Consider the following 23,923-nt stretch of genomic DNA (forward strand, 5'->3'; position numbering starts at 1 on the left):
AGATGGTCGAAGAGGAGGCGGTGAGCGCCCCGTGAGCTCTCCCGACAACACCACCGTCCAAGCGGCCGGCTGCGTCCTGTGGCGCCGCTCCCCCATCGACGGCGAGCTGGAGATCTGCCTCGTCCACCGGCCGAAATACGACGACTGGTCGCACCCGAAGGGCAAGCTGAAGCGCGGCGAGGACGCCCTCGCCGGCGCCCTGCGCGAGGTGGCGGAGGAGACCGGCTGCACCGCGACCCCCGGAACCCGGCTCAGCACCGTCCGCTACCTCGCGAACGGCCGCCCCAAGCAGGTCCGCTACTGGGCGGCCGAGGCCACCGCCGGGGCCTTCACCCCGAACACCGAGGTGGACCGCATCCTCTGGCTGCCCCCCACGGCGGCCCGCAACCGGCTGACCCAGTCGAGGGACCGCACGCTCGTCGACGACCTGCTGGCGACGCTGAACCTCGCCTGAAACCAGCGGCCCCCATGGAATGCAACCGTTCCGTGACCTAACCGCACCTTCCGCAGGGGTTCACCCCGCGTTCATTTCCGCCAGTCGGCGCCTTCACCTGATCTGCCTAATTTCGGCCTTACGCGGTGCGGACCGCGCCTCGCAGGAACACCTCGAAGACGCGTCCGCGCCACCCAGTCTTCGCACGCCGCCGGATTCAGGACGGCGGCTCTCGGAAGGAACTCCCTCAAGTGAAGCTTCAGCGCAAGAACCGGCGGGCCCTCGCTCTCGGCGCGATCGCCGTCTCCGGCGCCCTGGCCCTCACGGCGTGCGGCTCGGACGACACCGGCACCAGCAACGGCGGCGACTCCTCCGCCAGCGCGCAGGCCGGCAACATCAAGTGCGACGACGCCAAGGGCCAGCTGCTCGCCGACGGCTCCTCCGCGCAGAAGAACGCGATCGACCTCTGGGTCAAGGCCTTCAGCGCCGCCTGCTCCGGCGTCCAGATCAACTACAAGGGCGGCGGCTCCGGCGCCGGTGTCACCGCGTTCACCCAGGGCACGGTCGCCTTCGCGGGCTCCGACTCAGCGCTGAAGCCCGAAGAGGTCACCGCCTCCAAGAAGGTCTGCACCGGCGGTCAGGGCATCGACCTGCCGATGGTCGGCGGCCCGATCGCCGTCGGTTACAACGTCCCCGGTGTCGACAACCTGGTCCTGGACGCCCCGACCCTCGCCAAGATCTTCGACAGCAAGATCAGCAACTGGAACGACGCGGCGATCAAGAAGCTCAACCCCGACGCGAAGCTCCCGAACCTGAAGATCCAGGCGTTCCACCGCTCGGACGAGTCCGGCACCACGGACAACTTCACCAAGTACCTGATCGCCGCCGCCCCGAGCGACTGGAAGTACTCCGGCGGCAAGGCCTGGCAGGCCAAGGGCGGCCAGTCCGCCGCGCAGTCCTCCGGTGTGGCCCAGCAGGTCAAGCAGACCTCCGGCGCCATCAGCTACATGGAGCTGTCCTACGCCAAGGACGGCATCAACGCCGCCGCCATCGACACCGGCGCCGGCACCCCGGTCCAGGCCACCGTCGAGAACGCCACCAAGGCCATCGCCGCCGCGAAGGTCGTCGGCACCGGCAAGGACCTGGCGCTTCAGCTGGACTACGCGACCAAGGCCGAGGGCGCCTACCCGATCACCCTGGTCACGTACGAGATCGTCTGCGACAAGGGCAACAAGTCCGACACCCTGCCCGCCACCAAGGCGTTCCTGAACTACATCGCGAGCGAGGACGGCCAGAAGGTCCTGTCCGACAACGACTACGCCCCGATGCCCGACGACATCATCGCCAAGGTCCGCGAGACCATCTCGACCCTGAGCTGACCTGAGTGCGGTCCGGTCCCCACGCGGGACCGGACCGCACCGTCCGGTGCACCGCCGCCACGAGCCGCACGACCCCTGCGGCTCCGCAGACCGGAGAACCCGATGAACACCACACAGATAACCGACGCACCTCCCCCCACGCCGCAGCCGACCGTGACCGAGCGCAAGCGCGCCGCCCGCGGCGCCACCCGGCCCGGAGACCGCATCTTCCTCGGTCTGACCCGCGGCTCAGGCATCTTCCTGCTGGCCACCATGGCCGCCATCGCCGTCTTCCTCACCTGGCGTGCCGCCCTCGCGATCAGCGACGACGAGGGCAACTTCCTCACGACCTTCGAGTGGAACACCAGCGCCCAGCCGCCGGTCTTCGGCATCGCGGTCCTGGCCTACGGCACGATCGTCTCCTCGATCATCGCCATGGTCATCGCGGTCCCCGTCGCCGTCGCCATCGCGCTGTTCCTCACCCACTACGCCCCGCGCCGGCTGCGCGGCCCGATCGCCTACGTGATCGACCTGCTCGCCGCCGTACCGTCCATCGTGTACGGCCTGTGGGGTGCCCTGATCCTCGTACCGCACATGACCGGGCTCTTCGGCTGGCTCAACGACTACCTCGGCTGGTCCGGCCTCTTCGACTGGGAGGGCGGCGCCCCCCGTTCGATGCTCACCGTCGGCATCCTGCTCGCGATCATGATCCTGCCGATCATCACCAACGTGAGCCGCGAGGTCTTCAGCCAGGTCCCGCAGATGCACGAGGAGGCGGCCCTGGCCCTCGGCGCCACGCGCTGGGAGGTCATCCGCATGTCGGTGCTGCCCTTCGGCCGCTCCGGCGTGATCTCCGCCTCGATGCTCGGCCTCGGCCGCGCCCTCGGCGAGACCATGGCCGTCGCCACCGTCCTGTCGCCGGACTTCCTGATCCACGGCAGCCTGCTCAACCCGGGCGGCGGCACCTTCGCCCAGAACATCGCCAGCAAGTTCGGTGAGGCCACCGAGTTCGGCCGGGACGCGCTGATCGCCTCCGGTCTGGTCCTGTTCGTCATCACGCTGCTGGTCAACGGCGCGGCCCGCGCGATCATCGCCCGCCGCAAGGAGTACTCGGGGGCCAACGCATGAGCACCACGACCGCCGTCAAGCCGCCGAGCACCCTGCGCGGCGCCAGCCTGCCGAAGTGGTCCGCCGGGGCGATCGCCGCGGGCTCCCTCGCCGTCTCCATCGGCCTCTGCCTGGCCACGGGCATCGAGAGCCGCGTCCAGTGGGGCCTGATCGCCGCGCTGCTCTTCCTCCTGGGCACGTACGTCATCGCCGCCCGCGTCGAGGGCCGCCGCCAGGCCAAGGACCGCATCGCGACCTCGCTGGTGTGGGTGGCCTTCCTGCTCGCCGTGGTGCCGCTGGTCTCCCTGGTGTGGGTGACCGTCTCGCGCGGCGTGAAGGTCCTCGACGTCTACTTCCTGACCCACTCGATGGGCCTGGTCGCCGACTCCGAGGCGGGCGGCGGCATCTACCACGCCATCATCGGCACCCTGGAGCAGGTCGGCATCGCCACCCTGATCGCCGCGCCGATCGGCGTGTTCACCGCGATCTACCTGGTGGAGTACGGGCGCGGCGCGCTCGCCCGGGCCGTCACCTTCTTCGTCGACGTCATGACGGGCATCCCCTCGATCGTCGCCGGTCTGTTCATCCTCAGCCTGCTGCTCATCTTCGACATGGGCTTCTCCGGCTTCGCCGGCGCGCTCGCCCTGGCGATCCTGATGATGCCGGTCGTCGTCCGCTCCACCGAGGAGATGCTCAAGCTCGTCCCGAACGAGCTGCGCGAGGCGTCCCTGGCGCTCGGCATCCCGAAGTGGCGCACCATCCTGAAGGTGGTCCTGCCGACCGCGATCGGCGGCATCACCACCGGCGTCATGCTGGCGATCGCCCGTATCGCCGGTGAGACCGCCCCGGTCCTGCTGCTGGTGTTCGGCAACCCGTTCATCAACAACAACCCCTTCGAGGGCCCGCAGGCGTCGCTGCCGCTGTACATCTACCAGCAGTACTCGCAGAGCGCGGGCTCGCCCGCGGCGTACGACCGTGCCTGGGCGGCGTCCCTGACGCTGATCGCCTTCGTGATGATCCTGAACCTGGTGGCCCGCGGCATCGCCCGCTGGAAGGCCCCGAAGACCGGTCGCTGACGCGGCCAACAGCGACCGATCTGAATCTCTGGAAGTGAAGCAATCATGGCCAAGCGAATCGACGTAAGCGGACTCACCGCCTACTACGGCTCCCACAAGGCGATCGAAGACATCTCGATGACCGTCGAGCCCCGCTCGGTGACGGCGTTCATCGGCCCCTCCGGCTGCGGCAAGTCGACCTTCCTGCGCACCCTGAACCGGATGCACGAGGTCACCTCCGGCGGCCGCGTCGAGGGCAAGGTGATGCTGGACGACGAGGACCTGTACGGCGCCGGCATCGACCCGGTCTCCGTCCGCCGCGAGGTCGGCATGGTGTTCCAGCGCCCGAACCCCTTCCCCACCATGTCGATCTTCGACAACGTGGCGGCGGGCCTGCGCCTGAACGGCAACTACAAGAAGTCCGAGCTCTCGGACATCGTGGAGAAGTCCCTCAAGGGCGCGAACCTCTGGAACGAGGTCAAGGACCGCCTGAACAAGCCCGGCTCCGGCCTGTCCGGCGGCCAGCAGCAGCGCCTGTGCATCGCCCGCGCGATCGCGGTCGAGCCCAAGGTCCTCCTCATGGACGAGCCCTGCTCGGCCCTGGACCCCATCTCCACCCTCGCCATCGAGGACCTGATCGGCGAGCTGAAGGAGCGCTTCACGATCGTCATCGTGACGCACAACATGCAGCAGGCGGCCCGCGTCTCGGACCGCACCGCCTTCTTCAACCTGGCCGCCGTCGGCCAGCCCGGCCGGCTGATCGAGATCGACGAGACGGAGCGCATCTTCTCCAACCCGTCGGTCCAGGCCACGGAGGACTACATCTCGGGCCGCTTCGGCTGATCCCGGAGCTCTACGGATCTCTCCGGAGCTCTACGGATCTCTCCGGAGCTCCCCGAATCTCCCCGGATCCCCTCGCGGTGCTGCATGGCGGTGCCACCGCGAGGACGCAAAAGGGCCCGCCCCCTGGCTCCCAGGGGGCGGGCCCGTTTCATGCGATGCTGCGGCCGGTTTACGGAATGCCGTCCGCGTAGCCCTTCTCCCAGGCGCTGCAGGTGCCTTCCTTGACGTCACCGTCGTCGCGGAGACAGGCCTTGATGTAGACGGTCGCCGACTCCGCGAGGTCCTGGTTGGAGGTCGCGCAGGTACCGATGCCGCCGCCGTTGTAGAGCGAGTGGACGGTGCCGCCGCTGCCGACCTTCCAGTAGCCGATGACTCCGGCGCCGTCGGACCAGTTGTCGCAGGCGTTGAACTTGTCGCCCAGGGAGTCGAACCGCATGGTCCCGGCCTGGGACAGATAGCTGCCGGACGCGACGGTGTCCGCGTAGTAGCTGGTGTCGGCGTCCGCCAGGGCCGGCGTGGCCGCCAGGACGATCGCCGCCGCACCGGCACCCGCTGTGGTCAGCAGCCGCCTGCCGAGATTCGACATGAAACACCCCTCCCGTTTCGAGTTGTCGAACACGCGTTCGCTTGAACACGTGTTCCACACCCTGTCACGGGAGGGGCAGAGGGGTCCTGTGTTTTGCCGACGCCTTGCCTAAAGGAAAGCGAGGTTGACGATCCCGAACGACGCCGCCGCCACGATCGCCGCCGCCGGCATCGTGATGAACCAGCCCAGCACGATGTTCTTGGCCACGCCCCACCGCACGGCGTTCACCCGCTTCGTCGCGCCGACGCCCATGATCGCCGAGGTGATGACGTGGGTCGTCGAGATCGGCGCCTTGAAGAGGAACGCGGTGGTGAACATGATCGACGCACCGGTCGTCTCCGCGGCGAACCCCTGGGGCGGGTCCAGCTCGATGATCTTCCGCCCCAGCGTCCGCATGATCCGCCAGCCACCGGCGTACGTCCCCAGCGACAGCATCACGGCGCACACGATCTTCACCCACACCGGGATCGGATCGCCGTAGTCCTCGACATCGGCGATGACCAGCGCCATCACGACGATGCCCATGGTCTTCTGGGCGTCCTGCAGACCGTGCCCGAGCGCCATGCCGGCCGCCGAGACGGTCTGCGCGATCCGGAAACCGCGCTTGGCCTTGTGCGGGTTGGCCCGCCGGAAGATCCACATGATCGCGGTCATCACCAGATAACCGGCGATGAGACCGACGAACGGCGACACGAACATGGGGATGACGATCTTCTCCAGCACCCCGTGCCAGTAGACCGTCGTACCGCCCGCGAGCGCCGCCCCCACCATGCCGCCGAACAGGGCGTGCGAGGACGACGAGGGCAGGCCGAAGTACCAGGTGATGAGGTTCCAGGTGATCGCACCGATCAGCGCCGCGAAGAGGATGCCCATCCCCTTCGAGCCCTCGGGCGTCTCGATCAGGCCCTCGCTGACGGTCTTGGCGACCCCGGAGCCGAGGAAGGCACCGGCGAGGTTCATCACGGCGGCCATCGCCAGGGCGGCCCGCGGGGTCAGCGCCCGCGTGGACACCGACGTCGCGATCGCGTTCGCCGAGTCGTGGAAGCCGTTGGTGTAGGTGAATCCGAGCGCGACGCCAATGGTCACGATCAGCGCAAAGGTGTCCATGAGGTGCTCAGGACTCCTTGACCGCGATGGTCTCCACCGTGTTGGCCACGTGCTCGAAGGCGTCCGCGGCCTCCTCCAGCACATCCACGATCTGCTTCAGCTTCAGCACCTCGATCGCGTCGTACTTGCCGTTGAAGAGGTGGGCGAGCAGCTTGCGATGGATCTGGTCGGCCTGGTTCTCCAGCCGGTTGACCTCGATCCAGTACTCGGTGAGGTTGTCCATCGTCCGCAGATTGGGCATGGCCTCGGCGGTCAGCTCGGCCGCCCGCGCCAGCACCTCGATCTGCTGCTCGACGCCCTTGGGCAGTTCCTCGACGTTGTAGAGGACGACGAGGTCGACGGCCTCCTCCATGAAGTCCATGATGTCGTCGAGGGAGGACGCCAGGGAGTAGATGTCCTCACGGTCGAACGGCGTGATGAACGAGGAGTTCAGCTGGTGGAAGATCGCGTGCGTTGCGTCGTCACCAGCGTGTTCCGCGGCCCGCATACGCTCGGCGATCTCGGCCCGGCCGGCGGTGTCCGCCCCGAGCAGTTCCATGAGGAGCTTCGAGCCCGTGACGATGTTGTCCGCGGACGCGGCGAACATGTCGTAGAAGCTCGTCTCCCTGGGGGTCAGACGGAAGCGCACAAGGGGTCCTCGGGGTGCATCGGTTTCGGTCAGGCTGATGCTAAGTGCATCATCCGGCCACGGCTAATGGGCCGTCCCCCAGTGTCGCCCATCAGGCAGAGTGGTCGGCACGGGGGCCTTCCGCAGGCCCTATACCCGCCAAAGTTCGGTACGATATACCCAGTAGGGGTATATAACTGCCCAGGTGACGCCCGGGTGACACCAAGTGACATGGAGGACGCGATGACGACCACCGAGGCCGGCGCGGAAGCGCCCTCCGAGCACACGACCCACGGGTACCACAAGCAGAAGGACGAACACCTCAAGCGTCTGCGCCGCATCGAGGGCCAGATCCGCGGCCTGCAACGGATGGTCGACGAGGACGTCTACTGCATCGACATACTCACGCAGGTGTCCGCCTCCACCAAGGCGCTCCAGTCCTTCGCCCTGCAGCTCCTGGAGGAACACCTGCGGCACTGCGTGGCCGACGCGGCCGTCAAGGGCGGCGACGAGATCGACGCGAAGGTGCAGGAGGCCACACAGGCGATCGCCCGCATGCTGCGGACGTGATGCGGTCCCTGCCTCTTGAGGAGCGCCTCCGGCTCACTCGCCGGAGGCGTCCTCGCGTTCCTGGGCCACTTTCAGCACCTCGTCGATGCTCTCAAGGCTGAGCCGGTCCTCGTGCGCGGCCGAGGCCGCGATGATCAGCTCTCCGCACAGCTCGATCTCGGCGAGGGCCACGTGGTCCTGAACTGCCGTACCGCCGACCGGAGCCACGTGCATCACCTCTTCTCTGCCGTCACCGCTTCCTAGAGTAGGGAGCGGTCTACACACCGCGCATGGCACGGACGGGCTAGTCCTTGACGCCCGTCCCGACCGCCTACCCCTCCGCGATCTTCCCGGCGTAGATGTCCTCGCCGTCCGGCAGGCGTACGTCGACGGCGACGCCGAAGTCGAACAGCAAGGTCGTCGATGCGACGGCGACGGTGCCCTGCTGCTGCCCGTTGACGAAGCTGAACCGGTGCCGGATCTTGCGGATGCGCCCGTCGTCGTCGAGGTACGCGTCGAAGGGGACGTGCGCCGTGGCGAACCCTTTCGCCGCCGCGCCCAGGGATGCCTTGTTCGCACCGGACGAATCCCGCGCGGCCAGGGCCAGATCGGCGGTCCCCCGATAGTGCCGGACGGCGATCCCGGCCACGTCCGTCGTCCCCACGTACGTCGCCGTCCGCGCCCCGCGCAGCAACTCGGCGGCGGCGAACGGGTCGGTGGCACCGCCGGTGACCAGATTGCCGTCGGAGAGCGTGGCGGTGTCGACGCGCACCCACTTGTCGGCGGGCACACCGGCACCGCGGTTCTTCATGAACAGGGCGCCGGGAGCGAGCAGTTCGGTGATGGGCCGGTGTTCACTCTGTCCGGCGGGGTCCTGCGGCAGCATCACCTTCAACTGCCCGACCTGCCGCCGGTAGTCGTAGACACCCTCGCCCCGGATGGTGACGCGCGTGCCGCCGGTGGCCATCTCCATGGAGGTCCGGGTCTTCGAACTCCCCGCCTCCACCAGCCGGCCGGCGGCGGCGTGCAGCGCGGCGACGGGGTCACCGCCCCGCCCGTCCGCACCGGCCTCACCCCCGGCGCACCCGCTGACCGGCCAACAGACCAAGACCCCCGCGACGACCGCCCCGCCGACCCTGTGCTGCCGCTCCGCCATCGCCTGCCTCCGTCACGGACCCCCTGTCGCTCCCCTTAACGACGGGTCCGTGGGGCCGTCACGCCTACCGCCCCTTTACCGAAGCTGGGTAACGTTGTCGCCGTGGCGCAGCAGGACAGGGTCCCCTCACCTCAAGAATCCCCCGACCATCTGACGACAACGGTCGACCAGGGCCGCTTCTGCACAGCCCGCTGCACCTGCGGCTGGCGCGGCCCGGCAAGAAGAGCAAGAAGCCAGGCAAGAACAGACGCCGAAAACCACACACCGACGTAACCCCCACCCACGCAGCCGCGAGCAGTCATGCCACCCACCCACGCACGTAGCTGCGGGCAGTCGTGCCGCTGGGGCGGCACGGGTGGGCGCTGGGGCCCCCTCTGGGGAGGCACCCCGCCAGCGCGGGCAAGCGAAACCCCCGCGCCAGCCCCCACCCCGCCGCACCTCACCCCACCCTCAAGCCCTCACCACACCCCACCGCCCCCACAAGCCCCCACCCCACCCCACCCCACCCCACCCCGCCCCAACTCCGTGCACCATGGAACCCCGGCCACCCCCACCCCGTCTCGTTCCACGACAGCCGACCCAAGGCCACGGAGGGCACGCACCATGGAACGCCGTACGTTCATCGGAGGCGGCGTCGCCGCACTGGCCGCCGCAACCACCGCCGCCTGCACCGGCAACGACTCCGCCACCGCGGCCCAGACGAGCACGGCCAACACCGCGACCGCCTCGAACACCGCCGCGTCCGGCAAATCCGCCGCCCTCCCCGCCGCCCCCGCCAACTGGACCGCCCTGGCCCAGGACCTCGACGGCCCCCTCCTGCGCCCCGGCGACACCAACTGGCCCGCCGCCCACCAGCTCTACAACACCCGCTTCGACGACCTGAAGCCCACCGCCGTCGCCTACGTCGCCCACCCCGACGACATCCGCACCACCCTCGCCTACGCCCGCGCCCACCACCTCAAGGTCGCGATCCGCAACGGCGGTCACTCCTACGCCGGTTGGTCCTCCGGCAACGGCCGTCTGATCATCGACGTCTCGAAGCTCAACAAGGTCCGCTCCAGCGGCGGCACCGCGGTCGTCGGCGCCGGTGCCAAGCTCATCGACGTCTACCGCGCCCTCACCGCGAAGGGCGTCACCATCCCCGCCGGCTCCTGCCCCACCGTCGGCGTCTCCGGCCTCACCCTGGGCGGCGGCCACGGGGTCGTGTCCCGCGCCTACGGCCTGACCTGCGACAGCCTCACGCAGGCCACCCTCATCACCGCCGACGGCAAGCAGCTCACCGCGAACGCCACCACCAACAAGGACCTCTTCTGGGCCCTGCGCGGCGCCGGCAACGGCAACTTCGGCGTCGTCACGGAGTTGCAGTTCAAGACCCACCCGGCGCCCCAAGCAGTGACCGGCTACCTCTCCTGGCCCTGGTCGAAGGCCGCCGCGGTGATCAAGGCCTGGCAGGAGTGGGGCCCTGACCAGCCGGACGAGATCTGGTCGTCCCTGCACCTGGCGGGCACGACCGGCGGCTACACCACGATCAACGTCGCCGCCTTCTCCCTCGGCACCTACGGCGAGCTCCAGAACGCGGTCGACCGCCTCGCGGACAAGGTCGGCGCCTCCGCGAGCAGCGTCTCCCTGCGCCGCCGCTCCTACGAGGAGGCGATGGAGATCTACGCCGGCTGCTCCTCCTTCGCCACCGACGCCCAGTGCCACCTGCCCGGCAAGACCCCCGGCCGCTCCCCGCAGGGCGCGCTGAACCGGGAGACGTACGCCGCGAAGTCGGACTTCTTCGACCGCTCCCTCTCCACGGCCGGCATCAAGGCCCTGCTGAAGCAGATGGAGACGGTCCGCGGCGGCTCCGGCAGCATCGCCCTGACCGCGCTCGGTGGCGCGGTCAACCGGGTCTCCCCCACGGCCACGGCGTTCGTGCACCGCCGCTCCCGGATGCTGGCCCAGTACATCGTGTCCTGGCGGGCGGGCACGTCCGGCGCCACCGGCCAGTCCTGGCTGACCGCGGCCCACGACGCGATGAAGCCGTACGCGTCGGGAGCGGCGTACCAGAACTACACGGACCCGACGCTGACGGACTGGCGGAAGGCCTACTACGGCGACGCGGCGAACCGCCTGGCGACGCTGAAGAAGCAGTACGACCCGCAGGGCTTCTTCACGTTCCCGCAAGCCCTGTAGGAGCTAGGCGGCGAGGTCCCGCTCCTCCGCGCCCGCTTCCTTGCGCGCCCCGGGCACGACGGCGCCCTGTCCGTCGTACGCCGAGGCCTTCCGCGACCGGATCAGCCACCCCGCGCGCGGCGACCGCTCGATCGCCTTCGTCAGGGGCGTGAGCAGGGCCATGGCCAGCGGGGAGAGGAGCAGGGCGACGGCGGTGCCGAGAGCGAGGCCGCCGAGGACGTCGGTCGGGTAGTGGACGCCCATGTAGACCCGGCAGAAGCCTTCGAACAGGGCGAGCAGGATGCCGAGGACACCGAACCTGCGGTTGGCGAGGAACAGTCCGACGGCGAGCGCCATGGTGATCGTCGCGTGATCGCTCACGAACGAGTAGTCGGTCTTGCCGCTGACCAGGACCTCCAGGCCGTCGTGGTCGACGAACGGCCGGGGCCGCTCCACGAATCCTCGTATCGGCACGTTGATCAGCACGGCGACACCGGCGGCGAGCGGTGCCCAGACGAGGGCCGCGACGGAGGGCGCGGCCTCGTCGCCGCCGCGCCGCCGCACGGACATCCAGCACCACAGCACGAGCAGCACGGTGGCGAGCAGGATGCCGTACTCACCGACGAACTCCATGACCCGGTCGAACCAGTGCGGCGCGTCCTTGGCCAGGCCGTTGATGTCGTAGAGCAGCTCGACGTCGGGGTTCGACCCGGATGCGGCGAGTCCAGCCATGGTGCTGCGGCCCCTTCGTCGTCTGTCCCGGCGCGCAAGGTTTCGCGCGCCGCTGTTCCACCCCCGTGGTGTGTAGATCGGCCCTACGAGAATCCGCTCTGCGGCATCCGCCTACGCCAACAGGAACGCACGGTCCCCGTTAATACGTTCCACACTCCACTGAATGATCACTCAGACGTTATCGAAGAGAGACACATCGCTGCAGCTCAGGGGGTAGGTTCACAGCCTGTTCAGACCGTCGTGGGGAGCGCTTTCGCGCCATCTTCGGTGACCCGGGTCGCGCCGAAGTAGTCGGGGGTGTCGATCGGGTCGAACCGGATCACAGCACCCGTTCTCGGGGCGTCGATCATGTACCCGCCGCCGACATAAATCCCCACATGCCGGATGGCACGGGAGTTGGTGAGGTCGTCGGAGAAGAAGACCAGATCGCCCGGCAGCAGCTCGTCCCTGGCCGGATGCGGACCCGCGTTCCACTGGTCGTTGGCGACCCGCGGCAGCGTGACCCCGACGCTCTCGTAGGCGGCCTTCGTCAGCCCCGAGCAGTCGAACCGCCCACCGTCCTGAGCAGTACCGTCACCGCCCCAGAGGTAGGGCGTGCCGAGTTTGTTCTGCGCGTAGGTGATGGCGGCGGCGGCCTGCTTGGAGGGGTCGACGCGGGTGACGGGAGCGGCGAAGCTCTCCTCCAGCGTCGTGATCGTCTTCACGTAGTTCTGGGTCTCCCTGTACGGCGGCACGCCCCCGTACTTGATGACCGCGTACGCCCCCGCGTTGTAGGACGCGAGCATGTTCCTGGTCTGGTCCCCGGGGACGTCCTTCACGTACGAGGCGAGCTTGCAGTCGTACGACGCGGCCGACGGAATCGCGTCATTCGGATCCCAGACGTCGCGGTCGCCGTCACCGTCGCCGTCGATTCCGTGTGTGGCCCAGGTGCCGGGGATGAATTGCGCTATCCCCTGCGCCGCCGCGGCGCTCTGCGCCCTCGGGTTGAACCCGCTCTCCTGGTACAGCTGGGCGGCGAGCAGCGCGGGGTTGATGGCGGAGCAGAGGTTGCCCCACTTAGCCACGAGCCCCGAATAGGCAGCCGGCACAGCCCCCTTGGCGAGCGCCTTGGTGGCTCCCCCGACCCCGTTGGCGAGGTTCCCGGCGACGACGTAGACGCCCACGACGAGCAGCATCACGAAGCTCAGCCCCGCCCCGAGGGCGGCACCCGCCACGATCCACGCCTTACGCACCGTCAACCGCCCCTCACCGCACGGGAGTCTGCCCGCGCCAGTTTAGGAGCTTCCCCCGTGGAATCCGCGGCAACCGATGGACTCGTAATCCGTCGGGGCGCTGCCGGTGACGTGGTAGAAGACGACGGTCCAGTCACCGGGGTCGGCGGCGACGGGCACGGCGTCGTAGGCCTTGCCGGTCGGCAGGTGCTCCTGGAAGTCGTCGGGGTAGACGAGTTCGACGGCCTCGCCTTGCTTCCAGTGCGTGAAGATGTCCGTCGGCCTGCTCGTGGCGCCGATCGTCTCGTTCTCACTCCCGTCGTACGGCCGGCCCGTCTCCGGATCGAAATCGCGCGGCGACTTCACGCCGACCGAGACGTAGTACGGCGCCGGCTTCGCCTTCTGCAGCTCCGCGTACTTGAACCGGAAGGTGATCTTCGCCCGCTCCCGGACGTTCCCGCCGTCCGGGCTGTCCGCGTCGGTGACGCTGTACTGCACCTCCAGCGGCGTGCTCTGCGCCCCGACCGCCGTGCAGTCGCCCCTGCCCTCCGCGGCCTCGGCGGGGTCGGTCGAGCGCGTCCAGAAGTCCCTGGAGACCTTGTTGTCCACGATGTAGAAGGGCGGCTTGAACGCCGTGGCCGAGCCGCTCGCGGACGCCGACGCCGTACCCCCGCCCCGGGCCTCCGCCCCACCGTCGTCCTGCCCGCCCCGCATCCGCCACGCCACCACGGACCCGGCGACGAGCACGGCCGCGACGGAGACCGCCACCAGCAGGGACGTACGACGCGAGCGGTGCGGCGGCCCGGGTGCGGTCGTCGGCACATGGGCCGGAGCGTGGGTCGGGACATAGGTCGGGACGTAGCCGGGGCCGACGGTCGGCCGGTGCGCGGGGGCGGCCGGGGCTCCGTGCCCCGGGGGGACCAGCCCCGCCGCCACCGCGGCCCGGAGATCGGACGGTGCGGCCATGGAGTCGGCGGCGAGGCGGCCGTAGAACGGATCCTCGGCGAGCGCGGAGGACACCGCACAGCGCGCGATGACGGCGTCCAGCCCCGGCCGCGCCCCCGGTTCCTTGGCGACGCACTCCTGGATCAGCGCGGCGAGCCCCGGCTCGACCCCGGCGACGTCGATGTCCTCGTGCACCACGCGGTACGACACCGCGTGCGTGGGCCCGCTCCCGAAGGGCGGCCGCCCGGTGACGGCGTGGGCGAGGGTCGCCCCCAGCGCGAACACGTCCGCCGCCGGGCCCACTTGGTTGCCGACGATCACCTCGGGCGCGCTGTACCCGGGCGTCCCCGGGGTGAGCCCGGTCTGGGTCAGGGCGGTGTCGGCGGCGCCGCGCGCGATACCGAAGTCGATGAGCTGAGGGCCCTGCGGGGAGAGGAGGACGTTCTGCGGCTTGAGGTCCCGGTGCGTGACGCCGTACGCGTGGACGCTCGCCAGCGCCTCCGCGAGCGCCGCGAACAGCCGTCGCGCACTGTCGGCGGGGAGCGGCCCGTGTGCACCGACGGCCCGGCTCAGCGTGGGCCCGGCGACGTACTCGGTGGCCAGCCAGTAGGGCGCGGCGTCCAGCGAGGCGTCGATCAGATTCGCGGTGTACGCGCTGCGCACCGCCCGCACGGTCTCCACCTCCCGCCGGAAGCGGGCCAACGCCTCCGGATGGTCGGTGATCTCGTCCCGGATGACCTTGACGGCGACGAGCCGTCCGCCGGGCGACCGGGCGAGGTAGACCTGCCCCATGCCACCGGCTCCGAGGCGCGCGAGCAGCGTGTACGCACCGATGTGCGCGGGGTCCCGGTCTCTCAATGCGTCCACCGAAATGACCTTGCCACACGCGGCAGTTCGATCACAGCGGCAGGCACTGGCGGCGATCCGGGGTGAGCACGGAGAAGGAGAAACAGCACGTGCCGCTCTGCTGGGCAGCCCTCCTCACCACCGCCGAGTCCTAGGGCGCGCCGGCCGCTTCCCGGTACAGCGCGGCGGCCTTCGCGCCGAGCACCACGCTGTAGGAGGTGTCGTCGGTGACCCCGCCCTGCTCGTGCCCGCCCAGCACCCCGACGACCTGCCCGTCCCCGTTCACCCAGGGGCTCCCGCTCGTCCCGCCGCTGAGGTCGGGACAGTCGATGCGCTGCTGGGTGCGGCTGTGCGGGGTCGGCTTGTTGGTGCACCGGAGAGGCACCTCGCGGGAGTCGGGATATCCGGTGACGGTCACGGCGGTGGCGCCGGTGGCGGTGCCGGGGGTGAAGCGGTTCCCGCCGACGACGTCCTCGACGCCCCGGCCGTGCCGCTCGGCCACGACCGCGAACGCCACGTCGCTGTCCTCGTCCCACCCGTCGGGAAGGAAGCGCCGGGTGACCCGCCACTTCCCGTACGGCGCCGTGCCGTCCCGGTAGCCCGGCACGAACACGAGGTCGTCCCCGGCGCCGTCGAGACAGTGGGCGGCGGTCACGACGAGGTCCCGGCCCGGACTGCGCACGACGGACGCCGTGCAGTAGTGCTCCCCGCCGTCGAACAACGCCCCGACTCTGGCCGTCTCCGCGCTCGCCTGCGCGACGGCGGTGACACCGAGCGGGCCGGGCCCGTCGTCGGCGGCCGCCTCGGAGGCGGAGGTGACGGCGAGCAGCACGAGGACGACGCAGAGGGGCGTGTGCTTCATCGCAGCCAGTGTGTCCGGTGAAGGTGAGAGAAGCGTCAGACAACTGCGCCACCCGAGCGACCCCGCCCTTACGAGCCCTCACCCACACACAACACCCGGACCCACGCACAGCACCCGGCACCCGGCACCCGCCCCGAACTGCCGCGGGCGGCACCCGCCTCCCCGGTCGGTGCACCAGCCCCTTGGCCAGTGCATCAGCCCCTCGGTCAGTGCATCAGCCCCTTACGGCCGCCGTCAGCGGGAACCGCACCCCCGTCAGCTCCTCCGACACGTCCCACAGCCGTCGTGCGGCCACGGTGTCGCTGGCCGCGCGGGACCGGCCGACCAGCGTCGGGTGGCCCCGCCACTCGCCCAGCCCGTCGGGGCCGGCGTAACTCGCGCCGGGGATGTCCTGCGTCGCGGCGAACAGGGTGGGCAGGGCGCCGGCCCGGTCGTCCTGGGCCATGAGCCTGTTGCCGATCGCCATGCCGAGGCGCATCAGCGGGTTGGCGTGGTGGCTCTGGAGGTTGGTGGCCGCCCAGCCGGGGTGGGCGGCGGTGGCGCGGACGGGCGAGCCCGCCTCCGTCAGCCTGCGCTGGAGTTCCAGCACGAAGAGCAGGTTGGCGAGCTTGGACTGGGCGTAGGCGCGCGTCGGGTTGTAGTTCGAGGTGAGGTTCAGGTCGTCGAAGTGGATCTTCTGGTCGCCGAAGCGGTGGGCGCCCGAGGCGACCGTGACCACCCGGTCCGTGACGTACGGCAGCAGCAGGTTGGTCAGCGCGAAGTGCCCCAGGTGGTTGGTGCCGAACTGCATCTCGAAGCCATCGCGGGTCCGCTGCTGCGGCAGCATCATCACGCCCGCGTTGTTGATCAGCAGGTCCAGCCGCCGCCCCTCCCAGCCGTCCGCGAACTCCCGGACGGAGGACAGATCGGCGAGGTCGAGCCGCCGCACCTCGGTGCTGCCGCGCACCCCCGCCGCCGCGGCCCGCCCCCGCTCCACGTCCCGTACGGCGAACACGACATGCGCACCCGCCCCGGCCAGCCCTTCCGCGGTGCGCAGCCCGAGGCCGCTGTTGGCTCCCGTGACCACGGCCGTACGGCCCGCGAGGTCAGGGAGGTCGGTCAGGTTCCATGCGCTTCGCTTCTCAGCCATGACGCCAATGTAGGCGTCGCCAACAATGCTGTCAATGACAACAATGCTGACGTCGCCAACATACGGATACGATGGTGTCCATGCCCGCGAGCCGCCCCTATCACCACGGAGACCTGCGCTCAGCGCTGCTCACCGCCGCCGAGCGCACCCTGCGCGACAAGGGCGCCGCCGCGCTGTCGCTGCGCGAGCTGGCCCGGGACATCGGAGTCAGCCACGCCGCCCCCGGCCGGCACTTCAAGGACAAGCAGGCCCTGCTCGACGCCCTGGCGCTCGACGGCTACGACCGCCTGATGCAGACCCTCGCAGCCGCCGACGACCCCACCCTCCCGCTCCAGCCCCGCCTCACCGGCCTCACCCGCGCCTATCTGCGGTTCGCCACCGACAACGCGGCGCTACTGGAGCTCATGTACTCCCTCAAGCACGACCCGGACGCCTCCGGGCAGATGGCCGCCGCGGCCGAGCGCACGGTGCAGTCCCTGGCCGCGATCGTCGCGGAGGCCCAGCAGCGCGGCGAGATCATCGAAGGCGACCCGGCCGTGCTCACCCTCACCGTGGGCGCCGCCCTGCACGGCATCGCCACGTTCGCGGCCAACGGCCACACCGACGCCCAGGCGGCCGTCGCGGGCACCGAGGGCGTCGACGCCCTCGTGCACCTCCTGCTGCACGGCCTGCTGCCCCGGTGACCGCGACCGTCCTCCTGTGAACCCGCTGTGCGCACGGTCAAGGCACAGCCAACCCACGGCCATCGGGCCGCCATCGACCGGTAAGTCTCGACACCCCTGAGTCATACGGAAGTCAGAGTTCCGCAACGTGTCTTGTTGTCGCGTACTCAACAAGGGGATGGTCTACGCGGGTCGCCGCCCCCACCGGGAACCTCACCGGTGGTCCCCCACCGCAGGCCTCTCTGCACCCACTCACAGGAGGCAGTACGACCTTGCGTACTTCCAACTCCCCCCACATGTCCGGCAGATGGCACCGCATCGGCTCCGCCGCCGCAGCCGCCACCGCCCTCCTCCTCGCCGGCCTCGGCACCGCCGCCCACGCGAGCGCCGCGACCCCGCACAAGCCGAGCCCCGCGGCCGTCGCCGCCCAGGTCGCCAAGGCCCACGTGCGCTACGAGAACGCGTGCGGCACCACCCCCAAGAAGGGCTACGCCGCCTGCAACGCGCTCCGCGTCACCGCGGGCACCACCGCCTACATGGAGAAGCAGGCCGCACTGCAGGGCACAACCGCCCGGACCCTCCGGCCGGACGCCTCCTCCGCCACCCCGACCGGCTACGGCCCGAGCGACCTCCAGGACGCCTATGGGCTGACGGACGCCGCCGCCTCGAACGGCTCCGGCGAGACCATCGCGATCGTCGACGCGTACGACGACCCCAACGCGGCAGCGGACCTGGCCACTTACCGCTCCTACTACGGCCTGCCCGCCTGCACCACCGCCAACGGCTGCTTCAAGAAGGTCAGTCAGACCGGCTCCACGACCTCCCTCCCGACCGCCGACAGCGGCTGGGCGGGCGAGATCTCCCTCGACCTCGACATGGTCTCGGCGATCGCCCCGAACGCCGACATCCTGCTGGTCGAGGCGAAGTCGGCGAGCATGGCCAACCTGGGCACGGCCGTGAACGAGGCGGTCAAGCTCGGCGCGAAGTACGTCTCCAACAGCTACGGCGGCAGCGAGTCGTCGAGCGACACCTCGTACGACTCCTCCTACTTCAACCACCCCGGCGTCGCCATCACGGTCTCCGCGGGCGACGAGGGCTACGGCGCCGAGTACCCCGCCGCGTCGAAGTACGTGACGGCGGTCGGCGGCACCAAGCTCTCCACGTCCTCCACCAGCCGCGGCTGGACGGAGTCCGTCTGGAACACCAGCAGCACCGAGGGCACCGGCTCCGGCTGCTCCTCCTACGACGCGAAGCCGTCCTGGCAGACCGACACCGGCTGCACCAAGCGGATGATCGCCGACGTGTCCGCGGTCGCCGACCCCGCCACCGGCGTCTCGGTCTACGACTCCTACGGCTCCGACGGCACCGGCTGGAACACCTACGGCGGCACCAGCGCCTCCGCGCCCCTCATCGCCTCGGTGTACGCCCTGGCCGGCACCCCCGGCAGCAGCGACTACCCGGCCTCCTACCCCTACGCGGCGGCAGGCACATCGGCCCTCAACGACGTGACGTCCGGCAGCAACGGGACCTGCACCACCAGCTACTACTGCACGGCCCGGTCGGGATATGACGGCCCGACAGGCTGGGGCACCCCGGCGGGAGTCGGCGCGTTCACCGGCTGAGACCTGGCACGAAGAGAACGGGCCGTGGCATCCAGCCACGGCCCGTTCGGCACGACCGCGACGACTGCGACGTACTGCTGGCACCATCCTCCTGGACGTCCTTTTCACGACACCCTCGGGGGAAACCACATGAAGCGCGCCCTCGCGGCCCTGGCCGCCGTCGCCCTCCTCACCGCGCCGCTGGCCGGCTGCAGCAGCGACTCGAAGTCCGTCACCGGCACCGTCATCGGCAAGGACACGGACTACGAGTGCAAGACCAAGAAGAAGAACGGCAAGAGGACCCGCAGCTGCCACACCGAGTACGAACTGACGGTCCGTACGAAGAGCGGGGACGAGGAGGAGGTGGACGTCAGCAACAGCGCCTACTCCTCCTGCGCCGAGGGCGCCACCTACCCCAAGTGCACGACGCGCTAGCGACCCCGCCTCGACTGGGTAGCCTTCACCCGCAGAACATGGGTGCAGCACGGGCGCCACCAGCACGTCCGACCACAAATAGGGGTCAACGACGGAACCACACGACAGGTTCCGCTCAGGCCTCATTGCCCGGCGTGACCTGCCGTGATACACAGAGTAATCAGACCGGTACCAGACAAGCATTCGTACGAAACCCGCCAATCAATGACGCCAAGTCGACATACGACGGCGCATTTGTCGGCGACAATGAGGCCTGACCTCTGCGCACCCGCAGGGGAAGCGGAACTACCCACCAGGGGCGGTGACTTACATGCTCTTTGCGGCCGACAAGGGAGACATCAACACCATCATCGGCGGGATCGCTCCGGACTGGGGCCCCTTCGGCAGCCTGGGCAACGAGGCGAAGGTGATGATCGAGGTCGTGATGGCGGTGGCCATCCTGCTCTGCCTGGGCATCGCCATCTGGGGCGCCGCGAAGCAGCGCATCGGCGCGACCGCGCTCCGCGACACCTTCAGCGCCGAGCAGGGCAAGGGCCTCATCATCGCCGGTCTCACCGGCGTCTTCATCATCGGCTCACTCGGCACGCTGTTCACGATCGTGTACGGCATGGCGGTCTAGCAGGCGTTTCTTCAGTTCGCTCCGAGTCCCTCCGGGCACGCCCGGTCGTCCCCACCACCCCCACCCGCCCGTCGTGCCCACCGGCTGAGGTTGCGTTTCCCTGATGTCCAGTCACCACACCGCGCCCGCGCGGGAACCAGCACGGCTACCGTCGTATGCCTACGAGTTTCCGCACGACGTCGAGGGGGCGCACGCGGCATGAGTCTCGGGGACGAACGCGAGGCCTCCGGCGGTTACGGGGGCACCGGCCAGACCCGCACACGACTGCCCGACAGCGGCGGCGACGTGTACGGCGGCGCGCGACGAGGCGGACGCTCCTCGTCGCGCAGCCTGGTCACGGTGGTCGGCGTAGTGGTACTCCTGATCGCCGCGATCGCCTTCGCGAACCGTGGAGGAGACGATTCCTCATCGCAAAACGGGGCCACCACCAACAAGCCGGCAACCTCCCCCACAGCAGCAACGGGGAAGACCCCGGTGAAGGCGGGATTCGCACGGGACGAGCAGGGGGCACAGAGCGCGGCGGCGAACTATGCGGTGGCGCTGGGGTCGGACGGCATGTTCAACGCCTCCCGACGACACCAGATCGTGCAGGCCATCGCAGATCCCAGCTCTGCCGATCGGCTCCAGTCTGGTTTCGACGCCGACTATTCAACAAACTTCCTGAAGCAGATCGGGTTGAACGACGACGGCAGTGCCCCTACGGGCGCCACCTTCGTCAATCGCACTCTGCCGGCCGGTACCAAGGTCACCTCCTACAACAGCAGTGAGACGACCGTCGAAGTCTGGTGCAACGGCCTCTTCGGTCTCACCGGACAGAGCTCGACCAACCCCGTAACCAGCAACTGGTTCACCGTCACGATGAAGCTGCGGTGGAGCGGTGACGACTGGAAGGTGCTCGAGACCACCCAGAAGACCGGCCCCACCCCCGTCACCGGAGACAACCCGGTGTCCGGTTCGGAGGAGATCGGCAAAGCGGTCGAGGAGTTCGGAGGCTTCACCTATGCCCGGTAGCCCGCACCGCGCCCTCAAGCTCACCGGCCTGGTGGCCGCCACACAAACCGCTGCCGTTCTCCTGGCCACGCGCGCCTTCGCCGCACCCACACCATCGCCGACGCCAACGCCGACCAAGAGCGACGATCCATGCTCGCTGATCGCCGGCCCCGCCAAGAAGTACTGCGAACGCGGCCAGAACTCCACCGGCTCCGGCGGCTCCACCACCCTCGACCCCACCTCCTCCCTCGACCCCCTCTCCTCCCTCGCCAAGGGCTGTGCCGACGCCGCCTCCTGGACCGTCGACAAGCTCAGCGGCGCCGTGAAGGACACCGCGAACGTCGACTTCACGAACCCCAAGTTCCTCCAGCAGTACGCGGTCGTCTTCGCCGCGTCGACCGTCCTGACCCTGCTCCTCTGGCTGCTCGCCGTCGCCAAGCGCGCGGTGCGAGGCGTCCCCCTCTCCACCGCCATCAGCGAAGCGATCGGGTTCCTCTGGCTCACCGTCCTGGCGTCGGCGTTCACCCCGCTCATCCTCTACACCGTCGTCTCCGCCACCGACGGCATCACCGAGGTGCTCGCGAAGACGACAGGCGACCAGACCGACACCTTCTTCGGCACCTTCTCCGGCGCCCTCAACAAGGGCGAGGACATCGGCGGCGGCCCGATCATGCTGATCGTCGTCTCACTCGTCAGCATCCTCGCCGCCGGAATCCTCTGGCTCGAACTCGTCATCCGCGCCGCCCTGCTCTACGTCGGCGCCCTGCTCGGCACCGTCGTCTACGCCGGCCTCGTCGACAAGAACCTGTGGGGCCACGTCCGCCGCTGGGCGGGCATCATGATCGCCGTCATCCTGGTCAAACCGGTCATCGTCATCGTCCTCGGACTCGCCGGCGCGCTGTCCACCGACGACGGCCCCGACGCCTTCTCCGCCGTCGTCTCCGGCCTCGCCATCATCCTGCTCGCCATCTTCGCGTCGGCGATGATCTACCGCTTCGTCCCCGGCTTCGGCGACGAGATCGCCGGCTCCCGCAACAACCGCATCATGCAGGGCGCCGAAGGCAAGGCCGCGGCCGTCATCAGCAGCCCCGCGACCCTCGTCGCGCAGGGCATCAAGACCCACAGCACCCGGGCCGACAACAACGGCGGCGGACAGTCCTCCGGCAACGGCGGAGCCCGCCCCTCCAACCCGGCCTCCGGCGGCGTCGCCGCCCACAGCACGCGCGGCTCGAACGGCGGCGGCGCCGGCGGCGGATCTGTCCCCTCCGCCGCACCCTCGCCCCGCTCGAGCAGCCCGGTGAACACACCCCACGCCAGCAACACCCGCAACAGCAGTACCAACCGCACGGGAGGTGAAGGGCGTTGACGACCGAGTCCCACGTGTCCCATCCGGTCACGCCCCGCCGTACATATCTGATCGGCCGCGCCCGGCCGAACGCGATCGTCGGCAGGAATCGTGAGACCGGCGAGATCGCGCTCATCATCGGCGGCGCGTTCCTCGGCATGATGTGCGGGCTCCTCGTCCCGGTGCTGTCCCTGCGCATCGTGCTGCTGATGGGCTTCCCGCTGCTCGCGCTGGCGGCGGTCTACGTGCCGTACAAGCACCGCACGTTCTACAAGTGGTTCGAGATCAACCGCAGTTACAAGCGCACCCTCAAGCAGGGCACCGTCTACCGCTCCGGCGTCATGGAGGCCGGCACCCGCGTCGACGGCCGCGAGGTCGAGATCGGCCCGCCCCCCGGCATCGGCCGCATCACCTGGCTCGCCGCCCCCTTCGGCCCCGACGAGATCGCCGTACTGCTCCACGCCGACCGCAGAACGGTGACGGCCGCGATCGAGATCGAAGGCCCCGGGGTCGGCCTGCGCGACTCGGAGGACCAGGAGGCGCTGGTCGACCGCTTCGGCACACTGCTCAAGCACGTGGCCAACGGCGACGGCTTCGTCACCCGGCTCCAGATGCTCGCCCGCACCCTCCCCGCCGACCCCGACGCCCACGCCAAGGACGTGGCCGTCCGCGGCGACGAGAAGGCACCGGGATGGCTCCAGCAGTCGTACGACCAGCTCCAGTCCATGGTCTCCACCAGCAGCGAGCAGCACCGCGCGTACCTCGTCGCCTGCATGCACTACACCCGCGAACTCTCCGCCGAGGCCCACGCGATGGCCCGCGCGGCCCGCCCCCAGTCGGGCCGCAAGCTGGACCGCGACGCCGGCCTGGCGGTGGTCATGGCACGCGAGCTCACGGACATCTGCTCCCGCCTCCAGGAAGCGGACATCCGCGTACGACAGCCCCTCGGCCAGGGCCGGCTCGCCTCCCTCATCCACTCCATGTACGACCCGGACCACCCCATCGACCACATCCAGGCGATGACCAAGCGCAACGCCTGGCCGGCCGAACTCGACGCCATGGAACCGACGTTCCTCCAGGCGAAGACCCGCGAGTCGTCCACCCGCGCGCCCTGGTGCCACGCCACCGCCTGGGTGAAGGAGTGGCCCATGACGCCCGTCGGCGTCAACTTCCTCGCCCCCCTCCTCGTCCACACCCCGGACGTCATCCGCACGGTCGCCGTGACGATGGACCTCGAACCCACCGAGGTCGCGATCGAGCGCATGCTGACGGAGAAGACGAACGACGAGGCGGAGGCCAGCCGGGCCGCCAAGATGAACCGCACCGTCGACCCGCGTGACATCGCCGCCCACAACCGCCTGGACCAGCGCGGCGAGGACCTGGCCAGCGGCGCCGCCGGCGTCAATCTGGTCGGCTACATCACCGTCTCCGCCCGCTCCCCCGAAGCCCTGGCCCGCGACAAGCGGACCATCCGGGCCTCGGCCGGAAAGTCGTACCTGAAGCTGGAGTGGTGCGACCGCGAGCACCACCGCGCCTTCGTGAACACCCTCCCGTTCGCCACCGGAATCCGAAGGTAGAGGCTGATGCG

24 protein-coding genes are annotated in these 23,923 nt (G+C 69.7%); 14 read left to right on the forward strand and 10 right to left on the reverse strand.

Translation table 11 applies throughout. From position 1 onward, the window contains the following. Positions 1 to 31 precede the first annotated feature (31 nt). The 5 genes from DI272_RS21590 to pstB all read left to right on the forward strand — a co-directional run bounded on the left by DI272_RS21590 (position 32) and on the right by pstB (position 4,796). On the forward strand, positions 32 to 454 hold the full coding sequence (locus tag DI272_RS21590; RefSeq protein WP_109496952.1) for an NUDIX hydrolase: 423 nt from the start codon (positions 32 to 34) through the stop codon (positions 452 to 454). A 230-nt stretch (positions 455 to 684) separates the two neighbouring features. Beyond that, positions 685 to 1,812 carry a phosphate ABC transporter substrate-binding protein PstS gene (gene pstS, locus DI272_RS21595; RefSeq protein WP_109496953.1) on the forward strand — a complete coding sequence of 376 codons (1,128 nt, stop codon included), beginning with the start codon at positions 685 to 687 and terminating at the stop codon, positions 1,810 to 1,812. A gap of 102 nt (positions 1,813 to 1,914) precedes the next feature. Beyond that, entirely contained in the window at positions 1,915 to 2,919 is a 1,005-nt protein-coding gene (pstC, locus tag DI272_RS21600; protein WP_109496954.1) for a phosphate ABC transporter permease subunit PstC, read from the forward strand. After that, positions 2,916 to 3,974 (forward strand): phosphate ABC transporter permease PstA, encoded by a 1,059-nt coding sequence (gene pstA, locus DI272_RS21605; RefSeq protein ID WP_109496955.1) that lies wholly within the window; start codon positions 2,916 to 2,918, stop codon positions 3,972 to 3,974. Before pstC ends, pstA begins: the two co-directional genes overlap by 4 nt. A 45-nt stretch (positions 3,975 to 4,019) precedes the next feature. After that, entirely contained in the window at positions 4,020 to 4,796 is a 777-nt protein-coding gene (pstB, locus tag DI272_RS21610; protein ID WP_109496956.1) for a phosphate ABC transporter ATP-binding protein PstB, read from the forward strand. A 169-nt stretch (positions 4,797 to 4,965) separates the two neighbouring features. On the opposite strand, the gene DI272_RS21615 is transcribed toward pstB, so the two are convergent. From DI272_RS21615 to DI272_RS21625, 3 genes are all read right to left on the reverse strand, one after another. Further along, positions 4,966 to 5,382: a hypothetical protein gene (locus DI272_RS21615; RefSeq protein ID WP_109496957.1), complete on the reverse strand. Its 417-nt coding sequence runs from the start codon at positions 5,380 to 5,382 to the stop codon at positions 4,966 to 4,968. A gap of 108 nt (positions 5,383 to 5,490) precedes the next feature. Then, positions 5,491 to 6,489, reverse strand: a complete 999-nt coding sequence (locus tag DI272_RS21620) for an inorganic phosphate transporter (protein ID WP_109496958.1) — start codon at positions 6,487 to 6,489, stop codon at positions 5,491 to 5,493. A 7-nt stretch (positions 6,490 to 6,496) separates the two neighbouring features. Further along, on the reverse strand, positions 6,497 to 7,117 hold the full coding sequence (locus tag DI272_RS21625; protein WP_015659485.1) for a DUF47 domain-containing protein: 621 nt from the start codon (positions 7,115 to 7,117) through the stop codon (positions 6,497 to 6,499). A gap of 222 nt (positions 7,118 to 7,339) precedes the next feature. Between DI272_RS21625 and DI272_RS21630 the strand changes: the two genes are divergently transcribed. Continuing rightward, positions 7,340 to 7,666: a metal-sensitive transcriptional regulator gene (locus DI272_RS21630; RefSeq protein WP_109500966.1), complete on the forward strand. Its 327-nt coding sequence runs from the start codon at positions 7,340 to 7,342 to the stop codon at positions 7,664 to 7,666. A gap of 33 nt (positions 7,667 to 7,699) precedes the next feature. On the opposite strand, the gene DI272_RS21635 is transcribed toward DI272_RS21630, so the two are convergent. Next, positions 7,700 to 7,879, reverse strand: a complete 180-nt coding sequence (locus tag DI272_RS21635; protein ID WP_109496959.1) for a hypothetical protein — start codon at positions 7,877 to 7,879, stop codon at positions 7,700 to 7,702. 97 nt (positions 7,880 to 7,976) lie between these two features. Continuing rightward, the gene (locus tag DI272_RS21640; RefSeq protein WP_109496960.1) at positions 7,977 to 8,801 is read right to left on the reverse strand and encodes a hypothetical protein; all 825 of its coding nucleotides are present in this window, start codon (positions 8,799 to 8,801) and stop codon (positions 7,977 to 7,979) included. A 603-nt stretch (positions 8,802 to 9,404) separates the two neighbouring features. On the opposite strand from DI272_RS21640, the gene DI272_RS21645 reads away from it, so the two are divergent. Next, positions 9,405 to 10,979 carry an FAD-binding oxidoreductase gene (locus DI272_RS21645; protein WP_109496961.1) on the forward strand — a complete coding sequence of 525 codons (1,575 nt, stop codon included), beginning with the start codon at positions 9,405 to 9,407 and terminating at the stop codon, positions 10,977 to 10,979. A 3-nt stretch (positions 10,980 to 10,982) separates the two neighbouring features. Here the strand turns inward: DI272_RS21645 and DI272_RS21650 are convergent, their stop codons facing one another. The 5 genes from DI272_RS21650 to DI272_RS21670 all read right to left on the reverse strand — a co-directional run bounded on the left by DI272_RS21650 (position 10,983) and on the right by DI272_RS21670 (position 16,683). After that, positions 10,983 to 11,690, reverse strand: a complete 708-nt coding sequence (locus DI272_RS21650) for a phosphatase PAP2 family protein (protein ID WP_109496962.1) — start codon at positions 11,688 to 11,690, stop codon at positions 10,983 to 10,985. Between the two features lie 230 nt (positions 11,691 to 11,920). After that, entirely contained in the window at positions 11,921 to 12,928 is a 1,008-nt protein-coding gene (locus tag DI272_RS21655) for a bifunctional lytic transglycosylase/C40 family peptidase (RefSeq protein ID WP_258314624.1), read from the reverse strand. 36 nt (positions 12,929 to 12,964) lie between these two features. Further along, on the reverse strand, positions 12,965 to 14,713 hold the full coding sequence (locus DI272_RS21660; RefSeq protein WP_181387272.1) for a serine/threonine-protein kinase: 1,749 nt from the start codon (positions 14,711 to 14,713) through the stop codon (positions 12,965 to 12,967). A gap of 130 nt (positions 14,714 to 14,843) precedes the next feature. Then, on the reverse strand, positions 14,844 to 15,554 hold the full coding sequence (locus tag DI272_RS21665) for a serine protease (protein WP_109496964.1): 711 nt from the start codon (positions 15,552 to 15,554) through the stop codon (positions 14,844 to 14,846). Between the two features lie 214 nt (positions 15,555 to 15,768). Next, positions 15,769 to 16,683 (reverse strand): oxidoreductase, encoded by a 915-nt coding sequence (locus DI272_RS21670; RefSeq protein WP_109496965.1) that lies wholly within the window; start codon positions 16,681 to 16,683, stop codon positions 15,769 to 15,771. A 71-nt stretch (positions 16,684 to 16,754) separates the two neighbouring features. Between DI272_RS21670 and DI272_RS21675 the strand changes: the two genes are divergently transcribed. The 7 genes from DI272_RS21675 (at position 16,755) to DI272_RS21705 (ending at position 23,912) form a co-directional block, all read left to right on the forward strand. Then, a complete protein-coding gene (locus tag DI272_RS21675) occupies positions 16,755 to 17,366 on the forward strand; it encodes a TetR/AcrR family transcriptional regulator (protein WP_109496966.1) in 612 nt (203 codons plus the stop codon). Positions 17,367 to 17,617: 251 nt separating this feature from the next. Continuing rightward, the gene (locus tag DI272_RS21680) at positions 17,618 to 18,967 is read left to right on the forward strand and encodes a S53 family peptidase (RefSeq protein ID WP_109496967.1); all 1,350 of its coding nucleotides are present in this window, start codon (positions 17,618 to 17,620) and stop codon (positions 18,965 to 18,967) included. Between the two features lie 129 nt (positions 18,968 to 19,096). Beyond that, positions 19,097 to 19,381 carry a DUF2500 family protein gene (locus DI272_RS21685; RefSeq protein ID WP_109496968.1) on the forward strand — a complete coding sequence of 95 codons (285 nt, stop codon included), beginning with the start codon at positions 19,097 to 19,099 and terminating at the stop codon, positions 19,379 to 19,381. Between the two features lie 310 nt (positions 19,382 to 19,691). Continuing rightward, positions 19,692 to 20,000, forward strand: coding sequence for a hypothetical protein (locus tag DI272_RS21690; protein WP_003991275.1), 309 nt, complete (start codon positions 19,692 to 19,694; stop codon positions 19,998 to 20,000). A 198-nt stretch (positions 20,001 to 20,198) separates the two neighbouring features. After that, positions 20,199 to 21,011: a hypothetical protein gene (locus DI272_RS21695; protein ID WP_109496969.1), complete on the forward strand. Its 813-nt coding sequence runs from the start codon at positions 20,199 to 20,201 to the stop codon at positions 21,009 to 21,011. Further along, positions 21,001 to 22,356: a hypothetical protein gene (locus DI272_RS21700; RefSeq protein WP_109496970.1), complete on the forward strand. Its 1,356-nt coding sequence runs from the start codon at positions 21,001 to 21,003 to the stop codon at positions 22,354 to 22,356. Before DI272_RS21695 ends, DI272_RS21700 begins: the two co-directional genes overlap by 11 nt. Further along, positions 22,353 to 23,912 carry an SCO6880 family protein gene (locus DI272_RS21705; protein ID WP_109496971.1) on the forward strand — a complete coding sequence of 520 codons (1,560 nt, stop codon included), beginning with the start codon at positions 22,353 to 22,355 and terminating at the stop codon, positions 23,910 to 23,912. The genes DI272_RS21700 and DI272_RS21705 overlap by 4 nt, the downstream gene beginning before the upstream one ends. Positions 23,913 to 23,923 lie beyond the last annotated feature (11 nt).

It is taken from the genome of Streptomyces sp. Act143, from assembly GCF_003143935.1.
Taxonomy (GTDB): domain Bacteria; phylum Actinomycetota; class Actinomycetes; order Streptomycetales; family Streptomycetaceae; genus Streptomyces.

Bases quoted from the DNA above. Each gene is read 5' to 3' on its own strand.
- pstC (WP_109496954.1), top strand. From the start codon at position 1,915: ATGAACACCACACAGATAACCGACGCACCTCCCCCCACGCCGCAGCCG.
- pstA (WP_109496955.1), top strand. From the start codon at position 2,916: ATGAGCACCACGACCGCCGTCAAGCCGCCGAGCACCCTGCGCGGCGCC.
- pstB (WP_109496956.1), top strand. From the start codon at position 4,020: ATGGCCAAGCGAATCGACGTAAGCGGACTCACCGCCTACTACGGCTCC.
- DI272_RS21615 (WP_109496957.1), bottom strand. From the start codon at position 5,382: ATGTCGAATCTCGGCAGGCGGCTGCTGACCACAGCGGGTGCCGGTGCG.
- DI272_RS21620 (WP_109496958.1), bottom strand. From the start codon at position 6,489: ATGGACACCTTTGCGCTGATCGTGACCATTGGCGTCGCGCTCGGATTC.
- DI272_RS21630 (WP_109500966.1), top strand. From the start codon at position 7,340: ATGACGACCACCGAGGCCGGCGCGGAAGCGCCCTCCGAGCACACGACC.
- DI272_RS21635 (WP_109496959.1), bottom strand. From the start codon at position 7,879: ATGCACGTGGCTCCGGTCGGCGGTACGGCAGTTCAGGACCACGTGGCC.
- DI272_RS21640 (WP_109496960.1), bottom strand. From the start codon at position 8,801: ATGGCGGAGCGGCAGCACAGGGTCGGCGGGGCGGTCGTCGCGGGGGTC.
- DI272_RS21645 (WP_109496961.1), top strand. From the start codon at position 9,405: ATGGAACGCCGTACGTTCATCGGAGGCGGCGTCGCCGCACTGGCCGCC.
- DI272_RS21650 (WP_109496962.1), bottom strand. From the start codon at position 11,690: ATGGCTGGACTCGCCGCATCCGGGTCGAACCCCGACGTCGAGCTGCTC.
- DI272_RS21665 (WP_109496964.1), bottom strand. From the start codon at position 15,554: ATGAAGCACACGCCCCTCTGCGTCGTCCTCGTGCTGCTCGCCGTCACC.
- DI272_RS21670 (WP_109496965.1), bottom strand. From the start codon at position 16,683: ATGGCTGAGAAGCGAAGCGCATGGAACCTGACCGACCTCCCTGACCTC.
- DI272_RS21675 (WP_109496966.1), top strand. From the start codon at position 16,755: ATGGTGTCCATGCCCGCGAGCCGCCCCTATCACCACGGAGACCTGCGC.
- DI272_RS21685 (WP_109496968.1), top strand. From the start codon at position 19,097: ATGAAGCGCGCCCTCGCGGCCCTGGCCGCCGTCGCCCTCCTCACCGCG.
- DI272_RS21690 (WP_003991275.1), top strand. From the start codon at position 19,692: ATGCTCTTTGCGGCCGACAAGGGAGACATCAACACCATCATCGGCGGG.
- DI272_RS21695 (WP_109496969.1), top strand. From the start codon at position 20,199: ATGAGTCTCGGGGACGAACGCGAGGCCTCCGGCGGTTACGGGGGCACC.
- DI272_RS21700 (WP_109496970.1), top strand. From the start codon at position 21,001: ATGCCCGGTAGCCCGCACCGCGCCCTCAAGCTCACCGGCCTGGTGGCC.